Source organism: Polaromonas aquatica (genome assembly GCF_050626995.1).
In the GTDB taxonomy this organism is placed as follows: domain Bacteria; phylum Pseudomonadota; class Gammaproteobacteria; order Burkholderiales; family Burkholderiaceae_C; genus Polaromonas; species Polaromonas aquatica_A.
The window spans coordinates 418,614-441,413 of the sequence record NZ_CP192467.1; the positions used below are offsets into that span (position 1 = coordinate 418,614).

The 22,800-nt window shown below is 60.2% G+C and carries 22 protein-coding genes; 15 read left to right on the top strand and 7 right to left on the bottom strand.

Features of this window, described 5'->3' with window-relative positions; all coding sequences use genetic code 11:
• Nucleotides 1–148: 148 nt before the first annotated feature.
• Together ACQ4MS_RS02040 and ACQ4MS_RS02045 are read left to right on the top strand one after the other, a co-directional pair.
• A complete protein-coding gene (locus ACQ4MS_RS02040; RefSeq protein WP_431097410.1) occupies nucleotides 149–772 on the top strand; it encodes a peroxidase-related enzyme in 624 nt (207 codons plus the stop codon).
• A gap of 39 nt (nucleotides 773–811) precedes the next feature.
• A complete protein-coding gene (locus ACQ4MS_RS02045) occupies nucleotides 812–1,723 on the top strand; it encodes a metal-dependent hydrolase (protein ID WP_431097412.1) in 912 nt (303 codons plus the stop codon).
• A gap of 99 nt (nucleotides 1,724–1,822) precedes the next feature.
• Here the strand turns inward: ACQ4MS_RS02045 and ACQ4MS_RS02050 are convergent, their stop codons facing one another.
• From ACQ4MS_RS02050 to ACQ4MS_RS02065, 4 genes are all read right to left on the bottom strand, one after another.
• Complete coding sequence (locus ACQ4MS_RS02050) at nucleotides 1,823–2,245, bottom strand: acyl-CoA thioesterase (RefSeq protein WP_431097414.1); 423 nt, start codon at nucleotides 2,243–2,245, stop codon at nucleotides 1,823–1,825.
• Between the two features lie 14 nt (nucleotides 2,246–2,259).
• On the bottom strand, nucleotides 2,260–3,162 hold the full coding sequence (locus ACQ4MS_RS02055; protein ID WP_431097415.1) for a DMT family transporter: 903 nt from the start codon (nucleotides 3,160–3,162) through the stop codon (nucleotides 2,260–2,262).
• A 3-nt stretch (nucleotides 3,163–3,165) separates the two neighbouring features.
• The gene (locus ACQ4MS_RS02060; protein ID WP_431097416.1) at nucleotides 3,166–3,816 is read right to left on the bottom strand and encodes a LysE family translocator; all 651 of its coding nucleotides are present in this window, start codon (nucleotides 3,814–3,816) and stop codon (nucleotides 3,166–3,168) included.
• Nucleotides 3,817–3,949: 133 nt separating this feature from the next.
• Nucleotides 3,950–4,732: an SDR family oxidoreductase gene (locus ACQ4MS_RS02065; RefSeq protein ID WP_431097417.1), complete on the bottom strand. Its 783-nt coding sequence runs from the start codon at nucleotides 4,730–4,732 to the stop codon at nucleotides 3,950–3,952.
• Between the two features lie 123 nt (nucleotides 4,733–4,855).
• On the opposite strand from ACQ4MS_RS02065, the gene ACQ4MS_RS02070 reads away from it, so the two are divergent.
• The 12 genes from ACQ4MS_RS02070 (at nucleotide 4,856) to ACQ4MS_RS02125 (ending at nucleotide 19,296) form a co-directional block, all read left to right on the top strand.
• On the top strand, nucleotides 4,856–6,541 hold the full coding sequence (locus ACQ4MS_RS02070) for an electron transfer flavoprotein-ubiquinone oxidoreductase (protein ID WP_431097418.1): 1,686 nt from the start codon (nucleotides 4,856–4,858) through the stop codon (nucleotides 6,539–6,541).
• A 479-nt stretch (nucleotides 6,542–7,020) separates the two neighbouring features.
• Entirely contained in the window at nucleotides 7,021–8,136 is a 1,116-nt protein-coding gene (gene galE / locus ACQ4MS_RS02075) for a UDP-glucose 4-epimerase GalE (RefSeq protein WP_431097419.1), read from the top strand.
• 152 nt (nucleotides 8,137–8,288) lie between these two features.
• Nucleotides 8,289–8,621 carry a hypothetical protein gene (locus tag ACQ4MS_RS02080; RefSeq protein WP_431097420.1) on the top strand — a complete coding sequence of 111 codons (333 nt, stop codon included), beginning with the start codon at nucleotides 8,289–8,291 and terminating at the stop codon, nucleotides 8,619–8,621.
• A gap of 2 nt (nucleotides 8,622–8,623) precedes the next feature.
• On the top strand, nucleotides 8,624–10,147 hold the full coding sequence (locus ACQ4MS_RS02085; protein ID WP_431097422.1) for a lipopolysaccharide biosynthesis protein: 1,524 nt from the start codon (nucleotides 8,624–8,626) through the stop codon (nucleotides 10,145–10,147).
• 9 nt (nucleotides 10,148–10,156) lie between these two features.
• Nucleotides 10,157–11,641: an O-antigen ligase family protein gene (locus tag ACQ4MS_RS02090; protein ID WP_431097423.1), complete on the top strand. Its 1,485-nt coding sequence runs from the start codon at nucleotides 10,157–10,159 to the stop codon at nucleotides 11,639–11,641.
• Nucleotides 11,638–12,606, top strand: coding sequence for a glycosyltransferase family 2 protein (locus tag ACQ4MS_RS02095; protein ID WP_431097424.1), 969 nt, complete (start codon nucleotides 11,638–11,640; stop codon nucleotides 12,604–12,606). The genes ACQ4MS_RS02090 and ACQ4MS_RS02095 overlap by 4 nt, the downstream gene beginning before the upstream one ends.
• 3 nt (nucleotides 12,607–12,609) lie before the next feature.
• Entirely contained in the window at nucleotides 12,610–13,689 is a 1,080-nt protein-coding gene (locus ACQ4MS_RS02100) for a glycosyltransferase family 2 protein (protein ID WP_431097425.1), read from the top strand.
• A complete protein-coding gene (locus ACQ4MS_RS02105) occupies nucleotides 13,689–14,789 on the top strand; it encodes an acyltransferase family protein (RefSeq protein WP_431097426.1) in 1,101 nt (366 codons plus the stop codon). Before ACQ4MS_RS02100 ends, ACQ4MS_RS02105 begins: the two co-directional genes overlap by 1 nt.
• A gap of 2 nt (nucleotides 14,790–14,791) precedes the next feature.
• Nucleotides 14,792–15,967 (top strand): glycosyltransferase family 4 protein, encoded by a 1,176-nt coding sequence (locus ACQ4MS_RS02110; RefSeq protein WP_431097427.1) that lies wholly within the window; start codon nucleotides 14,792–14,794, stop codon nucleotides 15,965–15,967.
• Nucleotides 15,964–17,655, top strand: a complete 1,692-nt coding sequence (locus ACQ4MS_RS02115; protein WP_431097428.1) for an FAD-dependent oxidoreductase — start codon at nucleotides 15,964–15,966, stop codon at nucleotides 17,653–17,655. The genes ACQ4MS_RS02110 and ACQ4MS_RS02115 overlap by 4 nt, the downstream gene beginning before the upstream one ends.
• Complete coding sequence (locus ACQ4MS_RS02120) at nucleotides 17,652–18,686, top strand: NAD-dependent epimerase/dehydratase family protein (protein WP_431097430.1); 1,035 nt, start codon at nucleotides 17,652–17,654, stop codon at nucleotides 18,684–18,686. The genes ACQ4MS_RS02115 and ACQ4MS_RS02120 overlap by 4 nt, the downstream gene beginning before the upstream one ends.
• Nucleotides 18,667–19,296 carry a serine O-acetyltransferase gene (locus ACQ4MS_RS02125; RefSeq protein WP_431097432.1) on the top strand — a complete coding sequence of 210 codons (630 nt, stop codon included), beginning with the start codon at nucleotides 18,667–18,669 and terminating at the stop codon, nucleotides 19,294–19,296. Before ACQ4MS_RS02120 ends, ACQ4MS_RS02125 begins: the two co-directional genes overlap by 20 nt.
• Before the next feature lie 9 nt (nucleotides 19,297–19,305).
• On the opposite strand, the gene ACQ4MS_RS02130 is transcribed toward ACQ4MS_RS02125, so the two are convergent.
• Complete coding sequence (locus tag ACQ4MS_RS02130) at nucleotides 19,306–20,073, bottom strand: WecB/TagA/CpsF family glycosyltransferase (protein WP_431097433.1); 768 nt, start codon at nucleotides 20,071–20,073, stop codon at nucleotides 19,306–19,308.
• A 41-nt stretch (nucleotides 20,074–20,114) separates the two neighbouring features.
• Here ACQ4MS_RS02130 and ACQ4MS_RS02135 point away from each other — a divergent pair, with 41 nt between their 5' ends.
• Nucleotides 20,115–20,516, top strand: coding sequence for a VanZ family protein (locus ACQ4MS_RS02135; RefSeq protein ID WP_431097435.1), 402 nt, complete (start codon nucleotides 20,115–20,117; stop codon nucleotides 20,514–20,516).
• On the opposite strand, the gene epsG is transcribed toward ACQ4MS_RS02135, so the two are convergent.
• Both epsG and epsF read right to left on the bottom strand, forming a co-directional pair.
• Nucleotides 20,503–21,402: a chain length determinant protein tyrosine kinase EpsG gene (gene epsG / locus ACQ4MS_RS02140; protein ID WP_431097437.1), complete on the bottom strand. Its 900-nt coding sequence runs from the start codon at nucleotides 21,400–21,402 to the stop codon at nucleotides 20,503–20,505. The genes ACQ4MS_RS02135 and epsG overlap by 14 nt on opposite strands.
• Nucleotides 21,399–22,796, bottom strand: a complete 1,398-nt coding sequence (gene epsF / locus ACQ4MS_RS02145; protein ID WP_431097438.1) for a chain length determinant protein EpsF — start codon at nucleotides 22,794–22,796, stop codon at nucleotides 21,399–21,401. The genes epsG and epsF overlap by 4 nt, the downstream gene beginning before the upstream one ends.
• Between the last annotated feature and the right edge of the window lie 4 nt (nucleotides 22,797–22,800).

Consider the following 22,800-nt stretch of genomic DNA (forward strand, 5'->3'; position numbering starts at 1 on the left):
AAGCAAAGCCAATAAAAAGTATTTATCTAATAGTTTTTATTAATTGCACGTATCTTTCACCAAGCTCCCGCGTGATCGGGGCGGCCCTCTTTGCTTTACGCTTTACGCTTGAACCGAGTCGCTTATAAAGTCCGTTGAGGAAACCCTTATGACCAGTCCCAAAACTTCCGGCGCGGCACCCCGCTATCCCGCGCCCGAACTGAAAGACCTGCCGCAAGACATACAGGCCAAAATCCTCGAAGTCCAGCAAAAGGCCGGTTTTGTGCCCAATGTTTTCCTCGCGCTGGCGCGCCGCCCCGCCGAATGGCGCGCTTTCTTCGCGTACCACGATGCTCTGATGCTCAAGGAAGAAGGGTCCAATCCCAATGGCACGCTGACCAAGGGCGAGCGCGAGATGATCGTCACCGCCACCAGCGCGGCCAACAACTGCCTGTACTGCGTGGTCGCGCACGGCGCCATCCTGCGGATTTATGAAAAGAAACCGCTGGTGGCCGACCAGGTGGCGGTCAACTACCGCAAGGCCGACATCACGCCGCGCCAACGCGCCATGCTGGATTTCGCGATGAATGTCTGCCTGCAGGCCGACCGGATTGAAGACGCCGACTTCGAGGCGCTGTACGGCCACGGCTTTGATGACGAAGATGCCTGGGACATCGCGGCGATTACGGCCTTCTTCGGCCTCTCGAACCGCATGGCAAGCTTCAGCGACATGCAGCCCAATCCCGAGTTCTACTTGATGGGCCGCGTGCCCAAGCCGCCCAAGCCGGCCTGAGAATTATTTGTGCAGGGTTTGATCTGGAACAAGGAATTCATGACTTCGACCACCACCGCTTCCCTCGTCGCGCCGGCCGCGCCCAACCCCGCATCGGCCAACCCCTCCGGCCTGACCGTGCGCAAGCTCGAAATCGACCTCGACCAGGGCTTTGACCGCCACTGGTATGGCGGCGACGCCTTCCTGAGCCAGTACCACAATGCCTTGTCGATGAGTTTTCCGGTGGGCGAGCAGTCCTTCATCGATGCAGTGCGCGACTGCGCGAAGCAGTTGCCCGAGACGCCCGAGTATGCCCTGCTGCACGAAGCTACGGCGCAGTTCATAGGCCAGGAAGCCACGCACCGCCATATCCACGCGCTCTACAACGCGCACCTGGAAACGCAGGGCCTTGTAAATCGCTGGCAACACTGGGCCACGGCGCGCATCGACTTCGCGAAAAAAAGAGGCGTGGAACCGCGCCACTTCCTTGCGGTGACGGCAGCGTATGAACACCTCACGGCCGTGCTGGCGGATTTCATGCTGCGCCACGACACCACGCTCGACAGTGCCGACCCGAAAATGCAGACCCTCTGGCGCTGGCATGCAGCCGAGGAAACCGAGCACCGCGCCGTCGCCTACGACCTTTACCAGGCGCTGCAGGGCAACTATGGCTGGCGCATACGCTGGTACATCTACGCGGTCCTGCTGTTCTGCTTCGATTCAGGGCGGCAGACGGCGCTCAACCTGTGGCACGACGGCACTCTGTTCAAGCCCGGCACCTGGTGGAGCGCTGCGAAATTCTTCTGGGGGCGCAACGGCGCCATCTGGCACACCGCCGGGCCGCTGCTGGCGTACTTCAGGCGCGACTTCCATCCGGACCAGGAAGCCTCTGCGGTGGCTGAAGAACACACACGCGCCCTTGCGCAGCGCTGGCTCAAGGACAACGAGAAAAGCTTTCGCACGGTGCGCTAAGGCTGCGGCCTGGTTTGTTTCGCTCTCCGCTATTTGCTATGTATTTAATAGCTAATAGCCAAGTAATCACCTGGACCAGAGTCCTATTTCTCTTAAAAATCAATCCTCAATCAGCTTGCGCATCCAGTCGGGCAGCTGCCGGGATTTTTGCGCCGGAAAATCCACCCAGATGGTGGTGGCGCCGCCCGCGGCGCAGATTACGCCCGGTGCATCGGTGCGCTCCATGGTGGCCCAGCTTTCAAAGGTGCTGCGGCCCGGGTCACTCACATACATCTTCATCAGCACGTCGCCCGGGTATTCGAGCTGCTTGTAGAAGTTGCAGAAGGCATTGACGATGACCGGGCCTTCGCCCCGCGGGTCGGGCCGGCAGCCAATCGCGTACATCCAGTCTATCCGTATGGTTTCCAGGAAACGGAAGTAGCTGCCGTTGTTGAGGTGGCCCATCGCGTCCATGTCGCCCCAGCGGATGGGGATGATCATTTCACGGACCAGTTTTTTCTTTTCGGGGATTTCAATCTTCATGGTGGCCATCACACCTAGCGGTGCGCCCGTATGGAAGCAAGAATGCCCAGCGTGAACAGCACGCAGGCGGTGAGCTGAACCAGGGTGGGCCAGCGGCCGTCCCACGCAAAGGAATACAGCAGCGCAAAAATCGTTTCACTGACGATGAGCTGCCCGCACAGGCTGGCGCTGAGCCGCTGGCTGGCCACGTTCCACAAGATGGTGGCCAGCCAGGTCGAACCCACGCCTGCGATCACACAGAGCAGCACAAACATCCAGCGGTCTTCACGGCCTGCCAGTACGTTGATGTCGGAACCGGCGACCAGCCACATCAGCAGTGCGCCCAAGCCAGTGGCCACCCCCAGCCAGTTGGCCCAGTCGGTGGCGTTGACTTCCGGGTGGCGCTTGAGCCAGGCGGAGTTAAGGATCGCAAAGGCCGTCCAGCACACCAGCGAGGCCGACACAAACAGCATGCCGCGCCAGAAATGGGTGGCAGTGCCCGCGGGTCCTTCGTGCGTGGAGCCCATCATGAGCGCCAGCCCCGCCAGCGTCAGCGCCAGCCCCGGCAGCAGTGAGGCCCAGCGCAGGCCTTGCGGCTTGCCCAGCAGCATGACCCAGATCGGGATGGTGCCGATGACGAGTGAAGGCACTTCGGTGCCCGCGTCGCGTATAGCCAGCACCAGCAACAGGTAGTAGCCGCTGAAGCCCAGGACGCTCATCACCAGCGCAGCCCAAGCTTGGCGCAGCGTCGGCAAGCGGCGGCTGCGCATGCCGATCAGCATTACCAGCGCAGCCAGTACGCCATAGACGGCAAAGCGTCCCGCAGTGAGGTCAATCGACGAATAACCGCCCGTGCCCATCGCGACCATGCGCGGCGCGACAAACACCAGGCCCCACAGCGCTCCCGCCGCGAGCCCGGCCAGAATGCCAGTCAGCATGCGTCAGGCAACATGCGCAGTAGCCACCAGGCGCAAGCCAAGCAGGCCCATGGCGCCCGCGGCCACGCGGTCTACCAAAGCCTTGCTGCGCAGGTAGGCCGCGCGCGGCATAGTGGACGACAGCACTAGCGCCACCACCGCATACCAACCGGTTTCCATGATCAACACGCCCACCAGCACCAGCACGGCCGCCGGTAGCGGAAACTGCGCAGGCAGCAAGGCGGCAAACACGCTGCTGTAGACAACCACGATTTTGGGATTGCTCAGCTGCGTGACCAGCCCCTGGCGAAAGGACTGGATCACCGTACGGCGCGAGACGGCACTTTCAGCGCCCGCCATCTCCAGCGGCTGGCGGGCGCCGCGCCAGATGTTCAAAGCAATCCACATCAAATAGAGCCCACCCACCACCTTCAGTGCCATGTAAACGCCCGGCAACGCGGCCAGCAAAGCCTGCAAGCCGGCCAGCGCCAGCGCAGCAAACACAAGAGCCCCCAGGCCCATGCCGACCGCGGCGGCCAAACCATCGGCACGCGAGCGTGACACGGCAATGCGCGCCACCTGCACAAAACTGGGGCCGGGGCTCACAACTCCGGCAAGCAGCGCCAGGAAAATCAGGCCTATCGGGCCGAGGTAGGGCAATACAGAGTCGAACATGCGCAGGCTCCAGAGATCAGGAAGTTAAATTGACGAGATTGAGAGCTTGAGAGCTTGAGAGCTTGGAAAACCGGAAAAGACGCGAAGGTCCACTTTGCCACGCGCCCTGCTTTTTTGCAGGCAGTGAATCTATTCAGGCGCCAAAGCCGTCGTCGGCTGCAATCACCGCGCCATTGACAAAGTGGCTTTCACCGCTGGCCAGCATGACCAGCAGCGCATCCAGGTCTTCCGGCTTGCCGATGCGCTTGCGCGGCAGCATCTGCACAAGCTTCTTGCCTTGCTCGGTCTCCCAATGATGGTGATTGATCTCGGTGTCGATGTAGCCGGGGCAGATCGCGTTGACGTTGATGCCGAACTTGCCCCACTCCAGCGCCATGGCCTTGGTCATTTGCACCACGGCGGCCTTGCTCATGCAGTACACGCCGATCTGCGGCAGCACACGCAGCCCGGCCATGGAGGCGATGTTGATGATGCGCCCGCCGGCATAGTTGGCGAGCCCGGCACCGCGCGAACGGGCCAGCATGCGCTTACCGACTTCCTGCGCGACAAAGAAGGCACCCTTCACATTGGTGTTGAAGATGAAGTCGTAATCTTCTTCGCCCACATCCTGGATACGCTGCGTGGTGCTCACGCCCGAGTTGTTGACCAGGATGTCGATGGGGCCGACTTCGGTTTCGGCATGGGCCACGCCGGCCTTGATGCTCGCGTGGTCGGTCACGTCGAGTTCCACCACATGCGCATCGCCGCCGGCCGCTTCAATCTGCGCGCGCAAATCCTTGAGCTTGTCGAGCCTGCGGCTGGCCAGCACCACAGCAGCACCCGCGCTGCTCAGCGTTTTGGCAAACTGCGCACCTAACCCGCCCGATGCGCCGGTCACCAGGGCGACACGCCCCGACAGATCAATGCTGTAAGCCATTAGAGGCTCCTCTCAATTAAAGCTGCACAAAAGAGAACGACCGTTCGCATCGCTGCATTCGCGGCATAAAATCCAGCGCGAGACAGCAATCCTTCCTGAAAATCATTATCAGCGAGTCCCCCGATGAATACCCAAGAGATTCTGGCCCAGTTCGGCCCCCGCGAAGCGATGGAATATGACGTGGTCGTAGTGGGTGGAGGCCCGGGTGGCTTGGCCACCGCCATTCGCTTGAAGCAACTCGCCGCCGAAAAGGGCACGGACATTTCTGTCGTGGTTCTTGAAAAAGGCTCCGAGCCCGGCGCGCATATTCTTTCGGGCGCTGTGATGGACCCGAAGGCATTAACCGAACTGCTGCCCGACTGGAAAGCCCAAGGCGCGCCGTTAAATCAACCCGTCACCGCCGATGAAGTGCTTTTCCTGACCGAGAAAGGCGCCGTCAAGACACCGGGCTTTTTTGTGCCTGACTGCTTTCACAACGAAGGCAACTACGTTATCAGCCTGGGCAATGTGGTGCGCTGGTTGGCGCAGCAGGCCGAAAACATCGGCGTTGAAATCTTCCCTGGTTTCGCGGCGGCCGAAGTGCTCTACAACGACGACGGCTCGGTCAAAGGCGTGGCCACCGGCAACCTCGGCATCGGCAAAGACGGCCAGCCCACCGACAACTTCCAGCTGGGCATGGAGCTGCACGGCAAGTACACCGTGTTTGCCGAAGGCGCGCGCGGCCACCTGGGCCGACAACTGATCAACCGCTTCAAGCTCGACGAAGGCCGCGACCCGCAAGGTTATGCGCTGGGCGTGAAAGAGCTCTGGGAAATCGACCCCGCCAAACACAAGCCGGGCCTTGTCATCCACACCGCCGGCTGGCCCATGGACACCCAAACCTATGGCGGCGGCTTCATGTACCACCTGGAAGACAACAAGGTCACGCTGGGCATGGTCACCGGACTGGACTACAGCAATCCCTACCTCAGCCCGTTTGAAGAAATGCAGCACTGGAAGACGCACCCCAGCATCAAGGCTTACCTCGAAGGCGGCAAACGCATCAGCTATGGCGCGCGCGCCATCACCGCCGGCGGCGCGCTCAGCCTGCCCAAGACAGTCTTCCCGGGCGGCGCGCTGATCGGCTGCGAAGCCGGCTACCTCAATGCCGCACGCATCAAGGGCAGCCATGCAGCCATCAAGAGCGGCATGCTGGCCGCTGGGGCCGCGTATGACGCCGTCACCGCCGGCCGCCAGCACGACGAGCTGGCCGCCTACCCCGAGGCTTATGCAAAGAGCTGGCTGGCCGCAGAATTGAATCAGTCGCGCAACTTCAAGTCCTGGTTCAAGAAGGGCCTGTATGTTGGCGCCTTCATGACCGGCATCGAACACTGGCTGTTGCCCAAGCTGGGCTTCAAGTCGCCGCCCTGGACGATTCACAACAGCACGCCCGATTACGCCAAACTCAAGCCGGCGGCCGAATGCGCGCCGATTGTTTATCCCAAGCCTGACAACAAGATCACCTTCGACCGCCTGAGTTCGGTGTTTGTCTCCAACACCAACCATGAAGAGCACCAGCCCGCACACCTGACGCTCAAGGACGCAAGCGTGCCGGTCAACATCAACCTGGCCAAATACGCCGGCCCCGAAAGCCGCTACTGCCCAGCCGGCGTCTATGAGTTCGTGAAGAGCCCCGACAATTCAGACCGCCTGCAGATCAATGCGCAGAACTGCGTGCATTGCAAAACCTGCGATATCAAGGATCCGACTCAGAACATTGTGTGGGTCACACCTGAAGGCGGCGGTGGGCCCAACTACAGCAGCATGTAAGGCGCTCTTCTTTCGCAAAAAAGCCTGGATTTCGTTCCGGGCTTTTTTTTGCCTGCATGAGCAATGTCGCCGGAAGGCACCTAAAGAAACAAGCATATGGTTACGACTGCCTTGAATCTTTGTGACTTTTTGTCGCCCCCGGTTTGAACACTGACAGTGAGTGCGCGGCAAATCAGCGCACGAATACGCGGGCTCGGCGTTCCATTCACAACTGCTTACCGAACGATTCGAAACGCTTTGCCCCCCGCGTGACACCTTCCGACGCATACACGCGGCTTACGCTGACATCCTTTCTTCACACACTGAAGACACTCATGACTAACCGATAACAACGGGTGCAATTCGGCAGAATGCGGATGTGTCAGGATGCTGTCTCGTCCATCGTATGGTCCTCTTGTGATATGGGTAGTATTCGAGAAACGTCCATGTCGGCGTCGTGACCTATATCGAACCAATCTGCTGCAATGCAACCTCATACAATGACCAAAAAAATCGAACCTGGCGTGCTCTTAACTGGTGGTGCCGGATATATCGGCAGCCACACCTTTGTGGCGCTGGTTGAGGCCGGCTACCAGCCGGTGATCCTGGATGACTTTTCCAACAGTCACCCGGTGGTCCTGCAACGGCTGCAGCAGTTGACGGACCGCGACGTCCTGTGTGAGCGAGGCAATGTATTGGACACAAGCTTTGTAGCCGGGGTGCTGCGGCGACACCGCTGCGTTGCCGCTATTCACTTTGCCGGATTCAAGGCGGTTGGGGAAAGCGTTCAGCGCCCCCTCATGTACTACAGCAACAACGTGGGCGGCCTCTTGAGTTTGCTGCAGGCCATGGAAACAACGGACTGCCGGACAGTGGTTTTCTCTTCAAGTGCGACGGTCTACGGCGACCCGGCCACCGTCCCCATCACTGAACAGTTCCCATGTGCACCGGAAAGCCCTTACGCACACACCAAGCTGATGTGTGAAAACATTCTGGCTTCCCTGCGCACATCGGATCCCTCCTGGCGTGTCGGCGTCCTGCGCTATTTCAATCCGGTGGGGGCACATCCGAGCGGCCTGATCGGCGAAGACCCTAGCGGAATCCCCAACAATCTGATGCCGTACGTCACCCAGGTAGCCGTGGGCAAGCGATCCAGCCTGAATGTGTTCGGCAATGACTACCCAACACCGGATGGAACCGGCGTGCGGGACTATCTGCATGTGACCGATCTGGCCGCGGGCCATGTGGCCGCGGTGGACGCTTTGCTGGCCAATGCCCAGAGCTTTACCGTGAATCTTGGAACCGGCGAAGGAACCAGCGTACTGGGCGTTGTGCGGGCTTTTGAACGGGCAAGCGGTCGGACCATCCCGTTTGAATTTGGCCCCCGGCGAGCCGGCGACGTGGCGCAGTATTTTGCCGATGTTTCCCTCGCTGACAGCCTGCTGGGCTGGCGCGCTACATGCAACATTGACGACATGTGCCGTGATTCATGGCATTGGCAGCAGCGCAATCCTGACGGCTACAGAAATTCCTCCGGAATTTCCTTGAATCAGCAGTCCGGGGATCTTGCGCAACCGAAGCCAAACGACCCCTTACTGTCTCCAATCGGCATTTAGCCAGCCCTGATGGTCGTTAGTCCCACAGATGAAAGCACGTTCTTATTTTCAACATAAATAAGAGCATGAAATGTGCCATGAGCCGTTTGGACTATTGTCAATTGCTGCACTGCACAACAAACTTGTCTCCTGCTTTGACAGAGGAGAAATTCATGCTTAAAGCCCTCGTTACCGCTGCTTTAGCTGCTGCCTGGATGGCCTCGGCATTTGCCTATTCCGACTCTTCTGATCATCCGCGGCCGGTCCCCGCCGCGAAATCGGTGCTTGCCGAAAAGAACACGCGCACGAAACTGCACGCCGACACCGACGCCGACACCGTCAAGGTCCGCGCCGTCTACAGTCCCGATGTCCGACCCAACTCTTCCACTTCCATCAATGAGCCCAACGCCGGCGAGTCCGGTTGGCGTTCCTATGGCATGCTGCTGGCCACACTGGTGCTCATGGGTGTGATCGCCGTGCGGCGCTACAAGGCAGGAAGGCCCTGAACATGGGCGGACTCGGCCGGCCGGGTGTGACAGCAGTCAAATGGAGCGCAGTTTCCACCGCGGCCCGCTTTGCGCTGCAGTTGGTGGCTCAGGTGGTGCTGGCCCGCACGCTGGGACCCGATATTTTTGGCGTCTTTGCCATCGGCATGGTGGTGCTGACTTTCGCTACCTTTGTCTCCGGCTTCGGCTTCAGCTGGAGCCTGTTGCAGCGCACGAACCTGTGCGAGGAGGATGTCCGATTTGCCTGGACCTGGCAATTGATCGTTGGCATCCTCACCATGCTCGCTTTATATTTCCTGGCGCCGTTACTGTCGGCGTATTTCAGGGAACCGCGCGCGCAATTCGTCATTGAATGGTTGTCGTTGGCATGCCTCCTGGGTGCTGCCGCTGCACCCGCCACCTACCTGCTGCAACGTGACCTGAACTTCCGTGCAGTGGGCCTGATCCAGGTCGGCAGCTACGCCGCAGGGTATGTGGCCGTCGGTGTACCGATGGCATTGCTTGGTCAGGGTGAGGCCTCACTGGTGGCGGCATGGCTGGTACAAGCGGCGGTGGTGTTTATTGCAAGTTATGTCCTCAAGCCGCATGCGCTGCGCCCCCTTTTTTGGTATGCCGACGCGAAGTCCGCTGTTGGCACCGGACGCACGGTGTTCTTCACCAACATCGTCAACTGGTTGCTTAACAATCTTGACCGGGTATTGATAGGCCGCTTGCTTAACGCGCAGTCCCTGGGTCTTTATAACGTGGCATACAACCTGGCCACCATGCCCAACACCTTGCTGCTTGGCGCGTTGCAACCCGCATTTTTGGCGGCAGGTGCCCGCCTGCAGGACGATCATCCACGGTTGGGCCGCGCATACCTCCAGATGCTGGCAACCGTTGTGGTGCTGGGGTTTCCTGCCTTTGCGACACTTGCTTTTTTGTCGCCGGACATCGTGCATGTACTGTATGGCCCGGCCTGGAGCGGTGCAGCGTGGGTGCTCGCCATCCTCTTCCTCTGCATGCCGGCATATGTCATCTGGGGACTATCGACGCCCGTGCTGTGGAACACCGGACGCAAGCACTACGAATTCGCTTTGCAGCTTCCGCTTGTCTTTTTGGGAGTGCTCGGGTTTTACCTGTTCGCAGGTGAGGGCATTCACATGGCTGCTGCCGTTGCAGGCCTGTTGCTGGTATTGCGCGCGGCCGTTGTCGGTGCTGCAGCATTCCGCGCATTGAAGATCGGCTGGACGGCCTTGTTGCCCGACCTGCTGCGCGGCCTGCTGCTGTGCGTTGCCTGCGTTTTGGGTGCGATGGCAGGACAGCACGCAGTGGAACGATTTGATATTCCCCTGTTGTCCCTGATCGCCGGCAGCTTTTCAGCGGCCGCATTGCCCGCGCTACTACTGGCACTGAGACCGCAGATATTGGGGCGGGAAGCATCCGAGATGGTGATCCGGTTTGTCCCTGCTTTGGCGAAGTTCCTGCGCCGTGGTGTTTCAGCGCCGCATACCGATCTTCCTCAAACCCTCGAGCAGCCCCTCTGAGGAACCATCTTGGAACAAACCGTTGTTATTTCCGTTCTGGTTGCCGGCGCAATTTTGGCGGCGCTTTTGGCCACGCTGGGTATGGCGGGTGCGGTTCATGTTACGTCGCGCCGGGCTCACGGCTACATGCATCTCATTTTCTACGCCATTTTGGTGATAGTGGCCATGAACAATTTTCTCTCGGGACGCGATATCTCCAGCAGCGCGGTGAAACTTGAGGAAGCCGCCGTGGTGGTTCGCCATCCGCTGGTCGCCTTGGCACAGCCCCTGGTTTCCCTCTTGCTGCTCACGCTTGCAGGGGAGCGAATCATCACGCACTGGCTACAGCGCGACAAGACGGCACAAGCGCCATCGGCGATGTTGATGGCCTTCATTCTTTTTTGGGCGGGTACGGTCGCAGCCCCGGCACTTCTGGGCCAGCATCCGCATGTGTCGCACGACTACGTATACCCGTTGCTCATCGGTACCGCGGCAGTGCTGGCGACCAGCATCGAACGGGACCTCGCATTCAAGGCTGCACGCAATGCCTTGCTGCTCTTCATGGCGGCGGGGTTGCTGCTGATTCCCTTCAAGCCGACGCTGGTACTGGACCTTTCCTATACACAAGGCCTGTTGCCCGGCCTACCCCGGCTGTCCGGGCTCGCAGCGCATGCGGTTTCACTTGGCATGCTGGCCCAGTTGGGCTTGCTGTGCCTTCTCGCACGCCCTCTGCGGAACATCTGGCTTAACCGCCTGGCTTGGGGAATGGGGTTGGTCGTGCTTTTCCTGGCGCAATCCAAGACAGCCTGGATTTCATTTACGCTGTGCTCCGCCTGCATTCTTGTCGTACGCCGGGGCCCCGCATTTTTGCGCCGCGCCAGCGACCCCGTGAGGCCTGAATTTGGCATCGTTTCACTATTGGGATTCATGGTTGCCGTGGCTGGCATCGCGCTGGCACTGATGTTTGGTGACATCGATGCACGTTTGTCCAGCTTCTTTGACAGCGCCCAGGGCGCGCAGCTTGCATCCATGACGGGTCGGGACCAGATTTGGGCAATTGCCTATGACGAATGGCAGCGCAACCCGGTGTTCGGCTACGGTCCCACCCTGTGGGATGTCAGCTTCCGCGACAGCATCGGCATGCCCAACGCGACCCATGCGCATAACCAGTTTATGGACACACTGTCCCGCTCCGGGGCGGTGGGTGCGGCTGCACTGGTGTTGTATGCGTTGGTCCTGCTGGTCCTTTCCATCCGCTATGCACGTGCCAGTGGCGGCCTTTCACTGGCGCTGTTTGTGGCGCTCGCGTTGCGTTCCATCAGTGAAGTGCCGCTGCTGCTGTTCGGTTATGGCCCGGAGCTCACCACCCATGTGCTTTTGCTGATGACGCTGGCAGCTGCAGCGCATGAAGCGCATGCCCGAAAAAAGCAGCCGGCAAGTTTTTCGGAAAGTGCTGAACCCCGCTTTGCCGGGAATTTCCATCCCTCGCCGGTTACCTCTCGAGTCCGACCATGAAATTTTCTGTCGTCATCCCGCTTTATAACAAGGCGCCATACATCAACGACACCATCGCGTCGGTGCTGGCGCAAACCTTTCCTGATTTCGAAATCATTGTGGTGGACGACGGCTCCACTGATGGTGGTGCGGAACTTGTGACGTTCATACCCGACCCGCGGCTGCGCCTGGTACGCCAAGCCAATGCGGGCGTTTCTGCAGCGCGGAATCTGGGGATTTCACTGGCACAGGGCGAATGGGTGGTTTTTCTCGATGCCGATGACTGGCATCACCCGCAATACCTGGCAGCCCTCCTGGCAACGCAAGCGAATTTCCCGCACGTGGATACGGTCGCTACCGACTTCCTGCCCGTTCCCGACACTCCCACCATGTGGCCGCCACGCTGGCCGGTGCTGCCAGACCAGCCGGAGGTTGAACTCATCACCGACCTTCCGCGGCGCTGGATGGTTGCGCCGTCCCTGTGCACCAGCGCGGTGTCCGTACGAAGCGCGCGCCTGCGGCAGATGCAGCCCTGCTTTCCCCCGGGAGAATCGCACGGCGAAGACCTGGATCTGTGGTTTCGCCTTGCAGAGAAAACGCCTGTTGCGCTGGTGCGGTCTCCCCTGATGGCCTATCGGCTGGCCGTGGAAGGCGGCCTGACCGCACATCATCCCAAGCTTGCCATGCCGCCGTTTCTGGAACGCATGCGCGCCCGCGCGCTTTCAGGGACCATGACCATCAGGCAACGCCGGTCCGCATTGTGGCTGGTGGCGCAATGCGAGTTGACGCTCGCACGGCAGGCACTGGCATCCGGAAACCGCCATGAAGGTTTCGGCTGGCTTGTTCGCGCGCATCGCGCGGCAACCGGGAGACGCTGGTGGCTTACCGCGGCCATGCTTTTCATGCCTGGCCAGTGGGTAAAAAACTGGCAACTCTGGCGTACGCGCCGGACCATTCACGCCGGCAGTCCGGTTGAAGCAGGATAAAAAATGAACCAGAAATTACCCCGCAAAATTACACCCCTCTGGCATTCGTGCCGGGTCTCCGTGGTCATCAAGGCCCTGAACGAGGAGCAACGCATTCGGGCGACCATCGAGAGCGCACTGCGCGCCGTCTCAGCCGTTGGCGGAGAAGTCATCCTGGCCGACTCCTGCTCGACGGACCGCACGGTGGAACTGGCCTGCACGTATCCCATACGCATCGTCCAGCTGGCTAATCCCAATGAGCGCTGCTGCGGCGTCGGTCCGCAGCTCGGCTACCAGCATTCGCATGGCGACTTCATCTATATCCTCGATGGCGACATGCAGATGCAGGAGGGCTTTCTTGAGAAAGCGCTAGCCTTCCTGGAGGCGCATGAGGATGTTGCAGGCGTGGGCGGACGCGTAGTGGAGCAAAACACCGAGAGCCTCGAGTACATGGCGCGTGGAGAACGGGACTCCCCGCACCTGCGGCCGGGCAAAGTGGACAGACTCGACGGCGGTGGGCTTTACCGCCGCAGCGCCATCGAGGCGGCAGGCTATCTTTCCGACCGAAACCTTCACAGCTACGAAGAATTTGACCTGGCCATAAGGCTGCGCGCCCTCGGCTGGCGCCTCTGGCGCTTGCCGGTGGATGCTGTCAATCACTTCGGGCACGACGCACCACCCTATCGCCTTTTGATGCGGCGCTGGCGCACCCGGTATATCTGCGGACTGGGTGAACTTGTCCGCGCGGCAGCGGGCAAGCCGCGCCTGCATCTGGCTTTGGAGGGATTGCGGGAATTGCGCCTGTATATGGCAGTGCTCGGCTGGTGGGCTGTCATGGCGAGCCTGGTGTTCTGGCCGGTTTCTGCATCCCTGCGCCTGGCATTCTTCTGCATCATCGCCACGGCACCGGTGTTGCTGATGACCTGGCGAAAACGGTCCGCAACCAAGGCGCTTTACTCGGTGATTTCCTGGTGCTTCAACGCCGCAGGTCTCATACGCGGCCTGCTTCGCCGGCAACGGCCGGCTCGCGAGGCCATCGCAAGCCGGATTGTCAAGGACTCGGCAATGACATATCACCATGCAATCCAGGGGGCCGCCAATTGATGAGTTCCGATGGAGGCCTGCAAAGGCAGCAGGCGACCCAGCAATTTACCGGCGTACAGATCCTGAGGTTTGCCGCAGCCATGCTTGTCGTGGTCATGCATATCACCCAGGCTATTTCCATCCATGTGAGCGGAACCGGTCCCACCCGCTATTGGACAGACGGCTCTGCAGGGGTGGACATCTTCTTTGTCATCAGCGGTTTTGTCATGGCCATGTCGACCTCCGCGTTGCCTTCAGACGCTGCGGCCCGAATGGGTGCCGCCTGGATTTTCATGCGAAGGCGCCTGCTGCGGATCGCTCCGCTCTACTGGTTCTACACGTTGTTGAAGGTCGCCCTCCTGCTGGCCTTGCCTACCCTCGCATCCCGCGCGTCCGTGGAGCCTGGACACCTGACAGCGTCTCTTTTATTCATCCCGGCCGTGAGCCCGTGGGGCCTTGTATTACCCACCCTTCCCGTCGGCTGGACATTGAATTTCGAAATGCTTTTTTATGCGATTTTTGCAGCGGCTATTGCCTTGGGGGCACCGCGCATCCGGTTTTGCCTGTTGATCTTTTTGCTCATTTACACGGCAGGGCGTTATATACCGGGCTCGGTCGTACTGGATTTTTATGCCCAGACCATTGTGTTTGAGTTCATTCTTGGCATTTGCGTTGCCTACGCTTTTTTGCGTCTCCGGCATGTGTCGCCTGGAGTCGGCTTGATCGTCATGGTGATTGGCGTAGCGTTCATGTTTGTCCCCGATTGGGGACGCTCCGCTGACCGTTTTGCCACATGGGGCTGCGGTGCTGCGCTGGTCGTCCTGGGGTCACTCTGGCTGGAGCCGTGGACCTCGCGTGCGCCGCTGGCTTCCCGTCTGTCTTTTCTCGGTGATGCGTCCTATTCCATCTACCTCTCACACACCTTCGTGGTGCCCGCAGGGGTACTGGCGCTCAAAAAGATGGGCATGCAGGACAGCCTCGCCATCGTGCTTGCCGTAGGCATGGCCGTGGTGGTTGCCGGCTGCATCTCGTATGTGTGGCTGGAACGGCCCATGACCGCCTTCTTCAAACGCGCATTCTTTAAAAATCCGGGTCTTTCTTATCAAGGTACAGGAAAATAGTCATGAGAAGTGAATCGCTGCCGCATTCGGCCGCACAAGCGCGTGAAGGGCGCTATATCTACCTTGCCTGTCCCTGGACACCCAAGGGCGGAGGCATGTTCAAGGTAGCCGATTACCTGATCCAGGCCCAGGTGTTTTCAGCCCCTGCCGATGCAGCGGAGCTTCGTCCCCTCGATACACGCGGCGGGTCCAACGCCTTGTATTCATTCTGGGTGCTGGCAACCGCCCTGGCCCGCGTTGTGCGCGGAAAACTCAACGGCCGGCTCGCAGGTGTCCACGTCAATATGGCCGAGCGCCTGAGCCTCTTTCGTAAGAGCACCATCATCATTGCCTGCCGCGCCCTCGGTATCCCGGTGGTGCTCCACTTGCACGCCGCACAGTTGCACCATTTCTACAGGTCGCTGCCCCGTCCACTGCAGATGCTGACGCGCTGGGTATTTTCATTACCCTCCAGTTGTGTGGTGCTGGGATCCTCGGCACGGCGCTTTGTGATCGAAGAGCTTGGTGTGCAGCCCAATCGCGTGGAGATCGTTATCAACGGTGTTCCCGAACCCACGCATGCCAGGCGCATCGCCTCGGAACAAGCCGTGCAGCGCGTCCTCTTTCTGGGAAACCTTTCGGAGCGCAAAGGGGTATCTGATCTTTTGCAGGCACTCGCGCTCCCTGGATTTGATGTCTCACGAACCGAGGTGATCCTCGCAGGTGGCGGCGATATCGAGGCCTACCGGCTCAAAGCAAGGCAGCTGGGCGTTGAAGAGCTGCTTGATTTTGCGGGCTGGTCCGACCAGCAGCAAGTCGCGCGCCTGATGGCGCGCGCAGATGTACTGGTCTTGCCTTCCTATGACGAAGGCTTGCCGCTGGTCATCCTGGAAGCCATGGCCAACGGGGTTGCGGTGGTCTGCAGCCCCGTTGGCGAAATTCCTTCGGTGTTAACCGATGGCGTCAATGCCTGTTTTGTGCAGGCCGGTGACGCGGCCGGCATTGCCCAGGGTTTGCAGCGTGTACTCAACGAGCCAGCCTTTCGAACCTCGCTGGAACGCAACGGGCGGGCGCTTTATGAGCAGCATTTTTCTCTTGCACGCTTTTTTACCAGCGTTGCGCGTATCCACCAGCGCAATTTCGGTGTAGCAGCCCAGCCGCTGCGCGCCGTCAAATCCATCCAGGGTTCGTCCGCATGATCTCGCAGGCCGACGACATCCAGGGAGGCAGCCGCCTTCAGGCCGACGTATGCATCGTTGGCGGAGGCCCAGCGGGTATTGCATTGGCTCTTACCTTGTCGGAGCAGGGGCATTCCGTGCTCCTGCTGGAGTCGGGGCAGCTTCAGGCGCATGCACCTACCCAGGCGCTCTGCGAAGGAGAAGTCGCGGATGAGCGGCTGCACAGCCCGCCCGGAAAATACCGCCAGAGGCGCCTGGGTGGCTCCACCGCGATCTGGGGCGGTCGCTGCATGCCGTTCGATCCGATTGACTTCGAAACCCGCAGCTACATTCCGTACAGCGGGTGGCCGCTGTCCTATGAAGATCTGCTTCCCTACTACCCTCGCGCCAATTCCCTGGCAGAGGCCGGACGGTTCATGTATGACGCCAGTGACGCGCTGGCTCCGGAAGCCGGTCCGATGATTGCGGGATTCGACAGTTCGCGCGTTCTGACGAATGGGCTGGAACGGTTTTCCTGCCCCACGCATTTCGGCAATCGCTATGCACGGCAGCTTGAAATTGCACCCAACGTCCAGGTACTGCTGGGAGCCAATTGCACCGCGGTGCGGCTGCAGGCTGACGGGAGAGCCGTACGCGAGCTCGAGGTACGCACACTGGCAGGAACACACTTCCGTGTGACGCCGAATACCACGGTGCTGGCCATGGGAGGGCTCGAAACGGCCCGTTTGCTATTGGCATCACAGGACGTCATTGCGCAGGGCGTCGGCAACCAGCACGATGTGGTGGGGCGCTATTACATGTGCCACATTGCCGGGAACGTTGGCACCCTGACAGTTCATGGGCCCGTCGGCAATGTGCGGCACGGTTACGAAATTTCACCGGAAGGCATCTACTGCAGGCGCAGGTTGTCCGTGGCTGCGCACGAGCAGAAGCGCCTGGGCCTTGCCAATGCGGTTGCCCGGCTGCACTTCCCGCGCATTACCGACCCTACGCACCGCAATGGAGTGCTGTCGGGACTGTTCCTGGCCCGCAAGCTGATCAGCTATGAATACGGCAAGCGACTCAACGACGGCAGCAACGCCGGTGCAGGCACTTACGCCCGCCATCTCCTCAATGTGGTGACCGACCCCCTCGACACCACGGCTTTTCTGACACATTGGCTGGCCAGGCGCTCTTTCGCGGAACGCAAGTTCCCGTCGGTCATCCTGCGCAACCGCACCAACCGCTTCAGCCTTGAAGTTCACGGTGAACAAATTCCCCAAGCCCATAGCCGGGTCACGCTTGCCGGGACTGTCGATGCGCTGGGTATGCCTCGCCTGAGGGTGGACTGGCGCTACAGCCAGGCTGATATCGACTCCGTCCGCGGAACCCTGGACGTGATGGCGGAGGAATTCGCTCGCAGTGGAAAAGCCCGCCTCGAGTACAACCGCCAGACCCTGGAGGACGACCTTGTACGCTTTGGCGCCTACGGAGGGCATCACATCGGCACTGCGCGGATGGGCAAGGACGTGCGTACCAGCGTGGTCAACGCCGACTGCCAGGTTCACTCGGTGCGCAACCTGTTTGTCGCCGGGAGCGCTGTTTTCCCCACGTCGAGCCAGGCCAATCCGACCTTGACCCTGATTGCAATGTCCCTCCGGCTGGCTGACACGCTGTCGCGCCGGCTGCGTGCAGAGCGGGCGCCCGTAGAGCTCAAGGAGGCCGCATGAGAGTACTGGTTTTAGGAGGTTCTGGCCATATCGGCGGCCACCTGCTGAAAATGTTGCACAACACGTCGTGGGCGGTTGCTACAGGCGCCTCCAGGCGAAAAAGGCATGCGAAGGACGAAGAAGCCCTGCAGACTGGCTGGCTGGAACTCGACTCCCGCGACGCCGGACAGCTTGCAAGTGCATTGAAGAACTTCGATGCGGTCGTTAATTGTGTGGCCGGTGACGGGGCTTCGATTTCCGAAGGCATGCACGCACTGGTCGATGCCGCGCTCAAGGCAAATTGTCCACGCATTGTTCACCTGAGCACCATGTCGGTCTACGGACCGGCAGAAGGCCTGATCAACGAGGATGCGCCGCGTGACCCTGGTCTGGGCTGGTACGGCCGTGCCAAGTGCGAGGCGGAAGCCAGCCTGCAGGAATTTGTACGCCGCGGCGGAGAGGCCGTGATGCTGCGGCCGGGCTGTGTTTTTGGCCCTGGAAGCGAGCTCTGGGTCGGCCGTATCGGCCGATGGCTTCGGTCCGGGCGTCTGGGCGACCTTGGTGTTGCAGGCGACGGCTGGTCCAATCTTGTTCACGTGGATGACGTTTGCCAGGCGCTGCTGGTTGCGCTGCAGTTGCCGGTGGCTCCGGGCGAGTTGCCCGTTTTCAATCTGGCGGCACCGGACAGCCCTCGCTGGAATGGCTACTTTGTTGATCTGGCCCTTGAGCTCAAGGCAACGCCAGTGCGGCGCATCAGCCGGCGGCAATTACAAGTGGATTCCTGGGTGGGAGGCCCGCCGCTGAAAGCTGCCGAACGGGCGCTGAAATATCTGGGTAGCAGCAGCAGACGGATTCCCGATGCGCTACCACCTGGATTGCTCCGTCTATGGGCGCAGCACATTCGACTCGATTCGCAGGCAGCGACAGAAAAACTGGGACTGACCTGGACACCCTATACCAGAGGTTTGCATGACTCGGCCCGATGGTTTTGCACCGGAGCTTCAGCCAGCAACCCCACCATGGAAAAAATATATGCGTTTCCTGACAGCTGATATTCACCGAAAATTTGGACGGTCTGACGGGCATCTCGCGCTGCAAGGCGCTCTTCTGGACCCGGCTTTCCGTGTCGTGATCACCTTGCGTCTTTGCCAGGCAGTCCAGCGACTTTCACCGGCATGGCGATGGCTGGCGGTGATTCCCGCAAAGTTGCTGCACCGCCTGGCGAGCCAGCTGGCAGGGATCGAAATACCCTCGCGAGTCACCATTGCCCCCGGGCTCGCACTCACCCATGGTCGCGGCAGTGTCGTTAACGTGGGTGCCCGTATCGGCAGCAACGTCACCCTATTTCATGGCGTCACGATCGGGCAGAGGGATTACATTGACGGTGACGGACGGCGGAGTACCGAGTACCCGGTAATTGAAGACGACGTGTGGATCGGCCCTCATGCGATTGTGGTGGGCGGTGTGACAGTGGGACAAGGCAGCAGGATTGCCGGCGGAGCCTATGTCTACCAAAACGTTCCTCCCTACTGCGTCGTGATGGGAAACCCCGGGCAGATTGTGAAAACCAACTGCGTGCCGGATGTGGACAACCGCTACGTGCCGGCATCGCAGGATGCAGAAAACCAGCACATGCAACCGCAACGTTCATGCCCGCGGTGAATGCCGGATTCAACGTCGGCTCAGCGAGGCCAGACGCAGGGCCCTCGTTAAAAATAGCGGGTTGCCTATGACGTACCGCTGAAACAGCCGGCGCGGCTCCAATGCCAGGCGAAACAGCCACTCAAGACCGGACTTCTGCATCCACAGCGGCGCGCGCGGTGTTTTTCCACCGAGAAAATCAATGATCGCCCCGCCGCAAACGATCAGGCAGGGAAAGTCCAGCAATGCCCGCAATTGGGCCGCAACTTCTTCCTGGCGGGGCATTCCCATGCCAAGCACAATCAACGGCGGCTGATGCTCAACTGCCAGCAAGGCATACGCCTCAACCGCCAGGAAACCATCGGCGACGATGAGCTGGCTGTGAGGGGCCAGCTCCTGCTGGACGCGCAACTTGCCCCTGCTCAGGTAAGGATCACGCGTGCCAAACAAGGCAATCCTGCGGCCATCGAACGCCCGGATCAGTTGCGGGATGAAGTCTGTCCCGTTGAGATTGAGGCCGGGTTGCATCCGCAGTAATTTAAAAAGTGTTGCCATGCCGGAGCCATCCCTGAGCACCAGATCGGCCGAGCGCATTGCCTCGAAAAATGAAACAGACCTCACCATGGAATTCATCGCATGGGCATTCGCAAAAGCCAGCACGAATGGGCGCACGGGATGGCTGAGTGATGCCAATAGTGCCTGGCTGTCGACCGGGCTCTGCACTCGCTCAATTTTTTCCACCACCAGTGACCAGCGCTGGCGCCAGTCAGCAGGGCTGTCGAAAGAGGCACTTAACATGATCCAGCCCCTGGAGTCCGAAGCATGACAAAATCGCAGCCATGGTGAACACTGCAACTCCAGAAAATTTCCAGCGCGCCCTGCGCATTCTGGCTGCGCTGAGTGTCGCCCTGGCTGCGGGGGCGCTCTACATTCTCGGTGCCCAGCCAGTTGCCGTCGGGCTGATTCCTTCGCCGTGGGACAAGCTGGCGCACCTGCTCGTCTTTGGCATGGTTGGCGCAGCTGCCGGTGTGGCGAGCGGCAAGCGCGGATGGCGCATGGCGCTTTACTGCGTGGCGGGAGCCACGATGGTGGGCACGATGGATGAATTGCATCAAGCGTTCCTGCCTGGCCGGGCAGCGAGCTGGTCTGACCTCGCTGCCGACCTGATAGGCGGCCTCCTGGGAGCCGGGGCAGTCCATGCCGTCCACCGGTTTGCAGGCAATCGCGTCAAGCATCGTTAAGCACAGAGCCCACCAGAGCCACGCCAAATTCCCGCAGGCTATGGGTGAAACGAGTCATTTGCGGCATTGAACTTATATTTTGCCTCGCCACCACCAGCGCCGCTCCTGCCCGGACGGCCACCGTGTGGGCATCCGCACATTCGCTGGCGGGGGGGGTGTCAATGATGATGACGTCGAATTCTTCGCCAAGCGATTGCAGCAGCTTCGAAAACTCCTGCCGGCCAAGCAACTCTTGCGGATTCGGAGGAATAACACCCGCAGGCAATACCGACAGATCCTGCAGGGCCGCAATGCTGATAACCGCTTCCGGCCCGGCCCGGCCGGCAAGCATGTCAGACAGCCCTGCGGTTGCACCAAGGTTGAAAAGCTGATGTTGCCGGGGTGTTCGCATGTCTGCATCGATCAGCAAGGTACGTTCACCGAGCTGTGAGAATACGATGGCCAGATTCGCCGCAATATAACTACGCCCTTCCTTGGCCCCGGCACTGACAACAGCAAGACCCCGGCGGTCAGCCCCGGTGTCGAACCAGCGCAGCATCAACTGGCTGCGCAGGGCACGCAATTGCTCAACCGGCTGGCTGCCCGGCTGGTAAGCAGCTACGAGCTCCCGGCTGAGTTTGGTTTCATGAGCCAGGTACGGATAATCAAACTGAACCGAAAGGGCAAAACGCACATCGTCATCGGTCAGCAGGCCCAAGGCCTTTCCGGAATCACCGAAGCGCAAACCGCGGTCCCGCTGGAAATGCAAAATGCGCTCGGCATCGGGAGGCGACAGCCGACCGGCGTCCACCAGGATTGTTCCCATGGAACGGCCGGCACCTGTGGCCGGTTTACTGGGAAGTGTCAGGGGAACCGACCGTATCGTCGGAGCGCTATTTCTATTCATGCTGTCCCTCCATTGCCTAGCATCAGGCGGCGCGGACCAGGAAGCCTGGCGCGTCCTCCATCTGAAGAAATGCTTGCCAATACAGGCAGGCCCAGTAGCTGTACCAGATCTTCTGCGGAGCGCACACGACGGTTGGTCAGCTCCAGCAGCAACGCGCATGCGATGCCTAGCAAAGTCCCGCCAAAAGCGGCGACCAGCAGGTTCACCAGGAGTTTCGGACTTGAAGGGCTCACCGGGGCTGTGGCCGTGTTCAACCGCACAACATTGGTCTGGTTACTCAGGCTCTGCAAACGTGTTTGCGATGCACTCTGGCTGACGGCCTCATAGGCACGCTGGGCCGACTCAACATCCCGGCGATAGACGTTGAGTTCGTCCCGCTGCTTGTTCAGCTCAAGAACCCGAGCTTTTTGTGCGCTCACTGCAGCCTGCAGTTCACGCTCCCGGTCTTTGCCGACCCGGTACGTTGTTTCGATAGAGGCAGTAATGCGCGACGTTTCGGTTGCGAGCCTGCGCTTGACAGAAGCCAGCTCAGATTCGGCACGCTGCCGTTCTGGGTGATTGTCCCCAAGCCGCACGCTGAGTTCCTGCGCTTTTGCCTCCAGCCGGGAAACATCGGCTTTCAGGCCGTTGATCAGCGGGCTTTGCATGACCTCCGCGACAGTATCACCGCGAGAGCTTCGTTTACTCTGGCTGTCGGTGGTCTCCCCCTGTACTGCCGTGAGCTGGGATGATATTTCCCCAAGCTTCGCGGTCTCATAGTCCACGCGTTCATCGCTGCTGACGATGCCGGCCTTCTGCTGATACTCCGACAAGCGAGCCTGGGCTTCTTCAAGCTTGGCGCGCGATGTCTTGGTTTGGTCATCAAACCATTCCGCGTAGATGCGGGCAGGCTCCGTTTTCAGCGCCAGATTGATATCCAGATAGGCCTGGGCAAAGGCGTTGGCAATATTCGCAGCGGCGTCCGGGTCACTGCCTTTGTAGGTGATGTTGATCACATTACTTTCGCGTGCGGGCCGCACGTCCAGGCCCTTTTGCAAAGAGTCGGCAAGCCATGAGTCAAGGGCTCCCCGGCCTTCCGTTGCTTCCAGCCAGCGGGCTTTGGTGTTCGGGTTCTCATCGAGTTTGAGCATTTTCACAACGCGTTGGGCCACCCGGTCTCCGCCAATGATGTCAACTTGCGTCGCCATATAACTTGGGGCCACCAAGCCCTGGAGGGGGGCGCCGCCGGCCACCGGGTCGGGCGAGCGCACATCGACGAGCACGGCGGTTTGGGCCGTGTATTTTTTCGGTAGCATCAGGCTGACCGTCAGCGCCGCAAGGATCGACAGCAGGATGATCAAGACGGCGACGCCATACCGGGCGCGCAGAATCAACAGAAATTGGTGAAGTGTCATGGTG

What these genes read in the sequence shown, in the direction of transcription:
- ACQ4MS_RS02070 (WP_431097418.1), top strand. Translation starts at nt 4,856, where the DNA reads ATGAATACCCAAGAGATTCTGGCCCAGTTCGGCCCCCGCGAAGCGATG.
- epsG (WP_431097437.1), bottom strand. Translation starts at nt 21,402, where the DNA reads ATGAATAGAAATAGCGCTCCGACGATACGGTCGGTTCCCCTGACACTT.
- ACQ4MS_RS02040 (WP_431097410.1), top strand. Translation starts at nt 149, where the DNA reads ATGACCAGTCCCAAAACTTCCGGCGCGGCACCCCGCTATCCCGCGCCC.
- ACQ4MS_RS02105 (WP_431097426.1), top strand. Translation starts at nt 13,689, where the DNA reads ATGAGTTCCGATGGAGGCCTGCAAAGGCAGCAGGCGACCCAGCAATTT.
- ACQ4MS_RS02085 (WP_431097422.1), top strand. Translation starts at nt 8,624, where the DNA reads ATGGGCGGACTCGGCCGGCCGGGTGTGACAGCAGTCAAATGGAGCGCA.
- epsF (WP_431097438.1), bottom strand. Translation starts at nt 22,796, where the DNA reads ATGACACTTCACCAATTTCTGTTGATTCTGCGCGCCCGGTATGGCGTC.
- ACQ4MS_RS02060 (WP_431097416.1), bottom strand. Translation starts at nt 3,816, where the DNA reads ATGTTCGACTCTGTATTGCCCTACCTCGGCCCGATAGGCCTGATTTTC.
- ACQ4MS_RS02050 (WP_431097414.1), bottom strand. Translation starts at nt 2,245, where the DNA reads ATGAAGATTGAAATCCCCGAAAAGAAAAAACTGGTCCGTGAAATGATC.
- ACQ4MS_RS02110 (WP_431097427.1), top strand. Translation starts at nt 14,792, where the DNA reads ATGAGAAGTGAATCGCTGCCGCATTCGGCCGCACAAGCGCGTGAAGGG.
- galE (WP_431097419.1), top strand. Translation starts at nt 7,021, where the DNA reads ATGACCAAAAAAATCGAACCTGGCGTGCTCTTAACTGGTGGTGCCGGA.
- ACQ4MS_RS02135 (WP_431097435.1), top strand. Translation starts at nt 20,115, where the DNA reads ATGGTGAACACTGCAACTCCAGAAAATTTCCAGCGCGCCCTGCGCATT.
- ACQ4MS_RS02045 (WP_431097412.1), top strand. Translation starts at nt 812, where the DNA reads ATGACTTCGACCACCACCGCTTCCCTCGTCGCGCCGGCCGCGCCCAAC.
- ACQ4MS_RS02055 (WP_431097415.1), bottom strand. Translation starts at nt 3,162, where the DNA reads ATGCTGACTGGCATTCTGGCCGGGCTCGCGGCGGGAGCGCTGTGGGGC.
- ACQ4MS_RS02065 (WP_431097417.1), bottom strand. Translation starts at nt 4,732, where the DNA reads ATGGCTTACAGCATTGATCTGTCGGGGCGTGTCGCCCTGGTGACCGGC.
- ACQ4MS_RS02130 (WP_431097433.1), bottom strand. Translation starts at nt 20,073, where the DNA reads ATGTTAAGTGCCTCTTTCGACAGCCCTGCTGACTGGCGCCAGCGCTGG.
- ACQ4MS_RS02115 (WP_431097428.1), top strand. Translation starts at nt 15,964, where the DNA reads ATGATCTCGCAGGCCGACGACATCCAGGGAGGCAGCCGCCTTCAGGCC.
- ACQ4MS_RS02080 (WP_431097420.1), top strand. Translation starts at nt 8,289, where the DNA reads ATGCTTAAAGCCCTCGTTACCGCTGCTTTAGCTGCTGCCTGGATGGCC.
- ACQ4MS_RS02100 (WP_431097425.1), top strand. Translation starts at nt 12,610, where the DNA reads ATGAACCAGAAATTACCCCGCAAAATTACACCCCTCTGGCATTCGTGC.
- ACQ4MS_RS02095 (WP_431097424.1), top strand. Translation starts at nt 11,638, where the DNA reads ATGAAATTTTCTGTCGTCATCCCGCTTTATAACAAGGCGCCATACATC.
- ACQ4MS_RS02120 (WP_431097430.1), top strand. Translation starts at nt 17,652, where the DNA reads ATGAGAGTACTGGTTTTAGGAGGTTCTGGCCATATCGGCGGCCACCTG.
- ACQ4MS_RS02125 (WP_431097432.1), top strand. Translation starts at nt 18,667, where the DNA reads ATGCGTTTCCTGACAGCTGATATTCACCGAAAATTTGGACGGTCTGAC.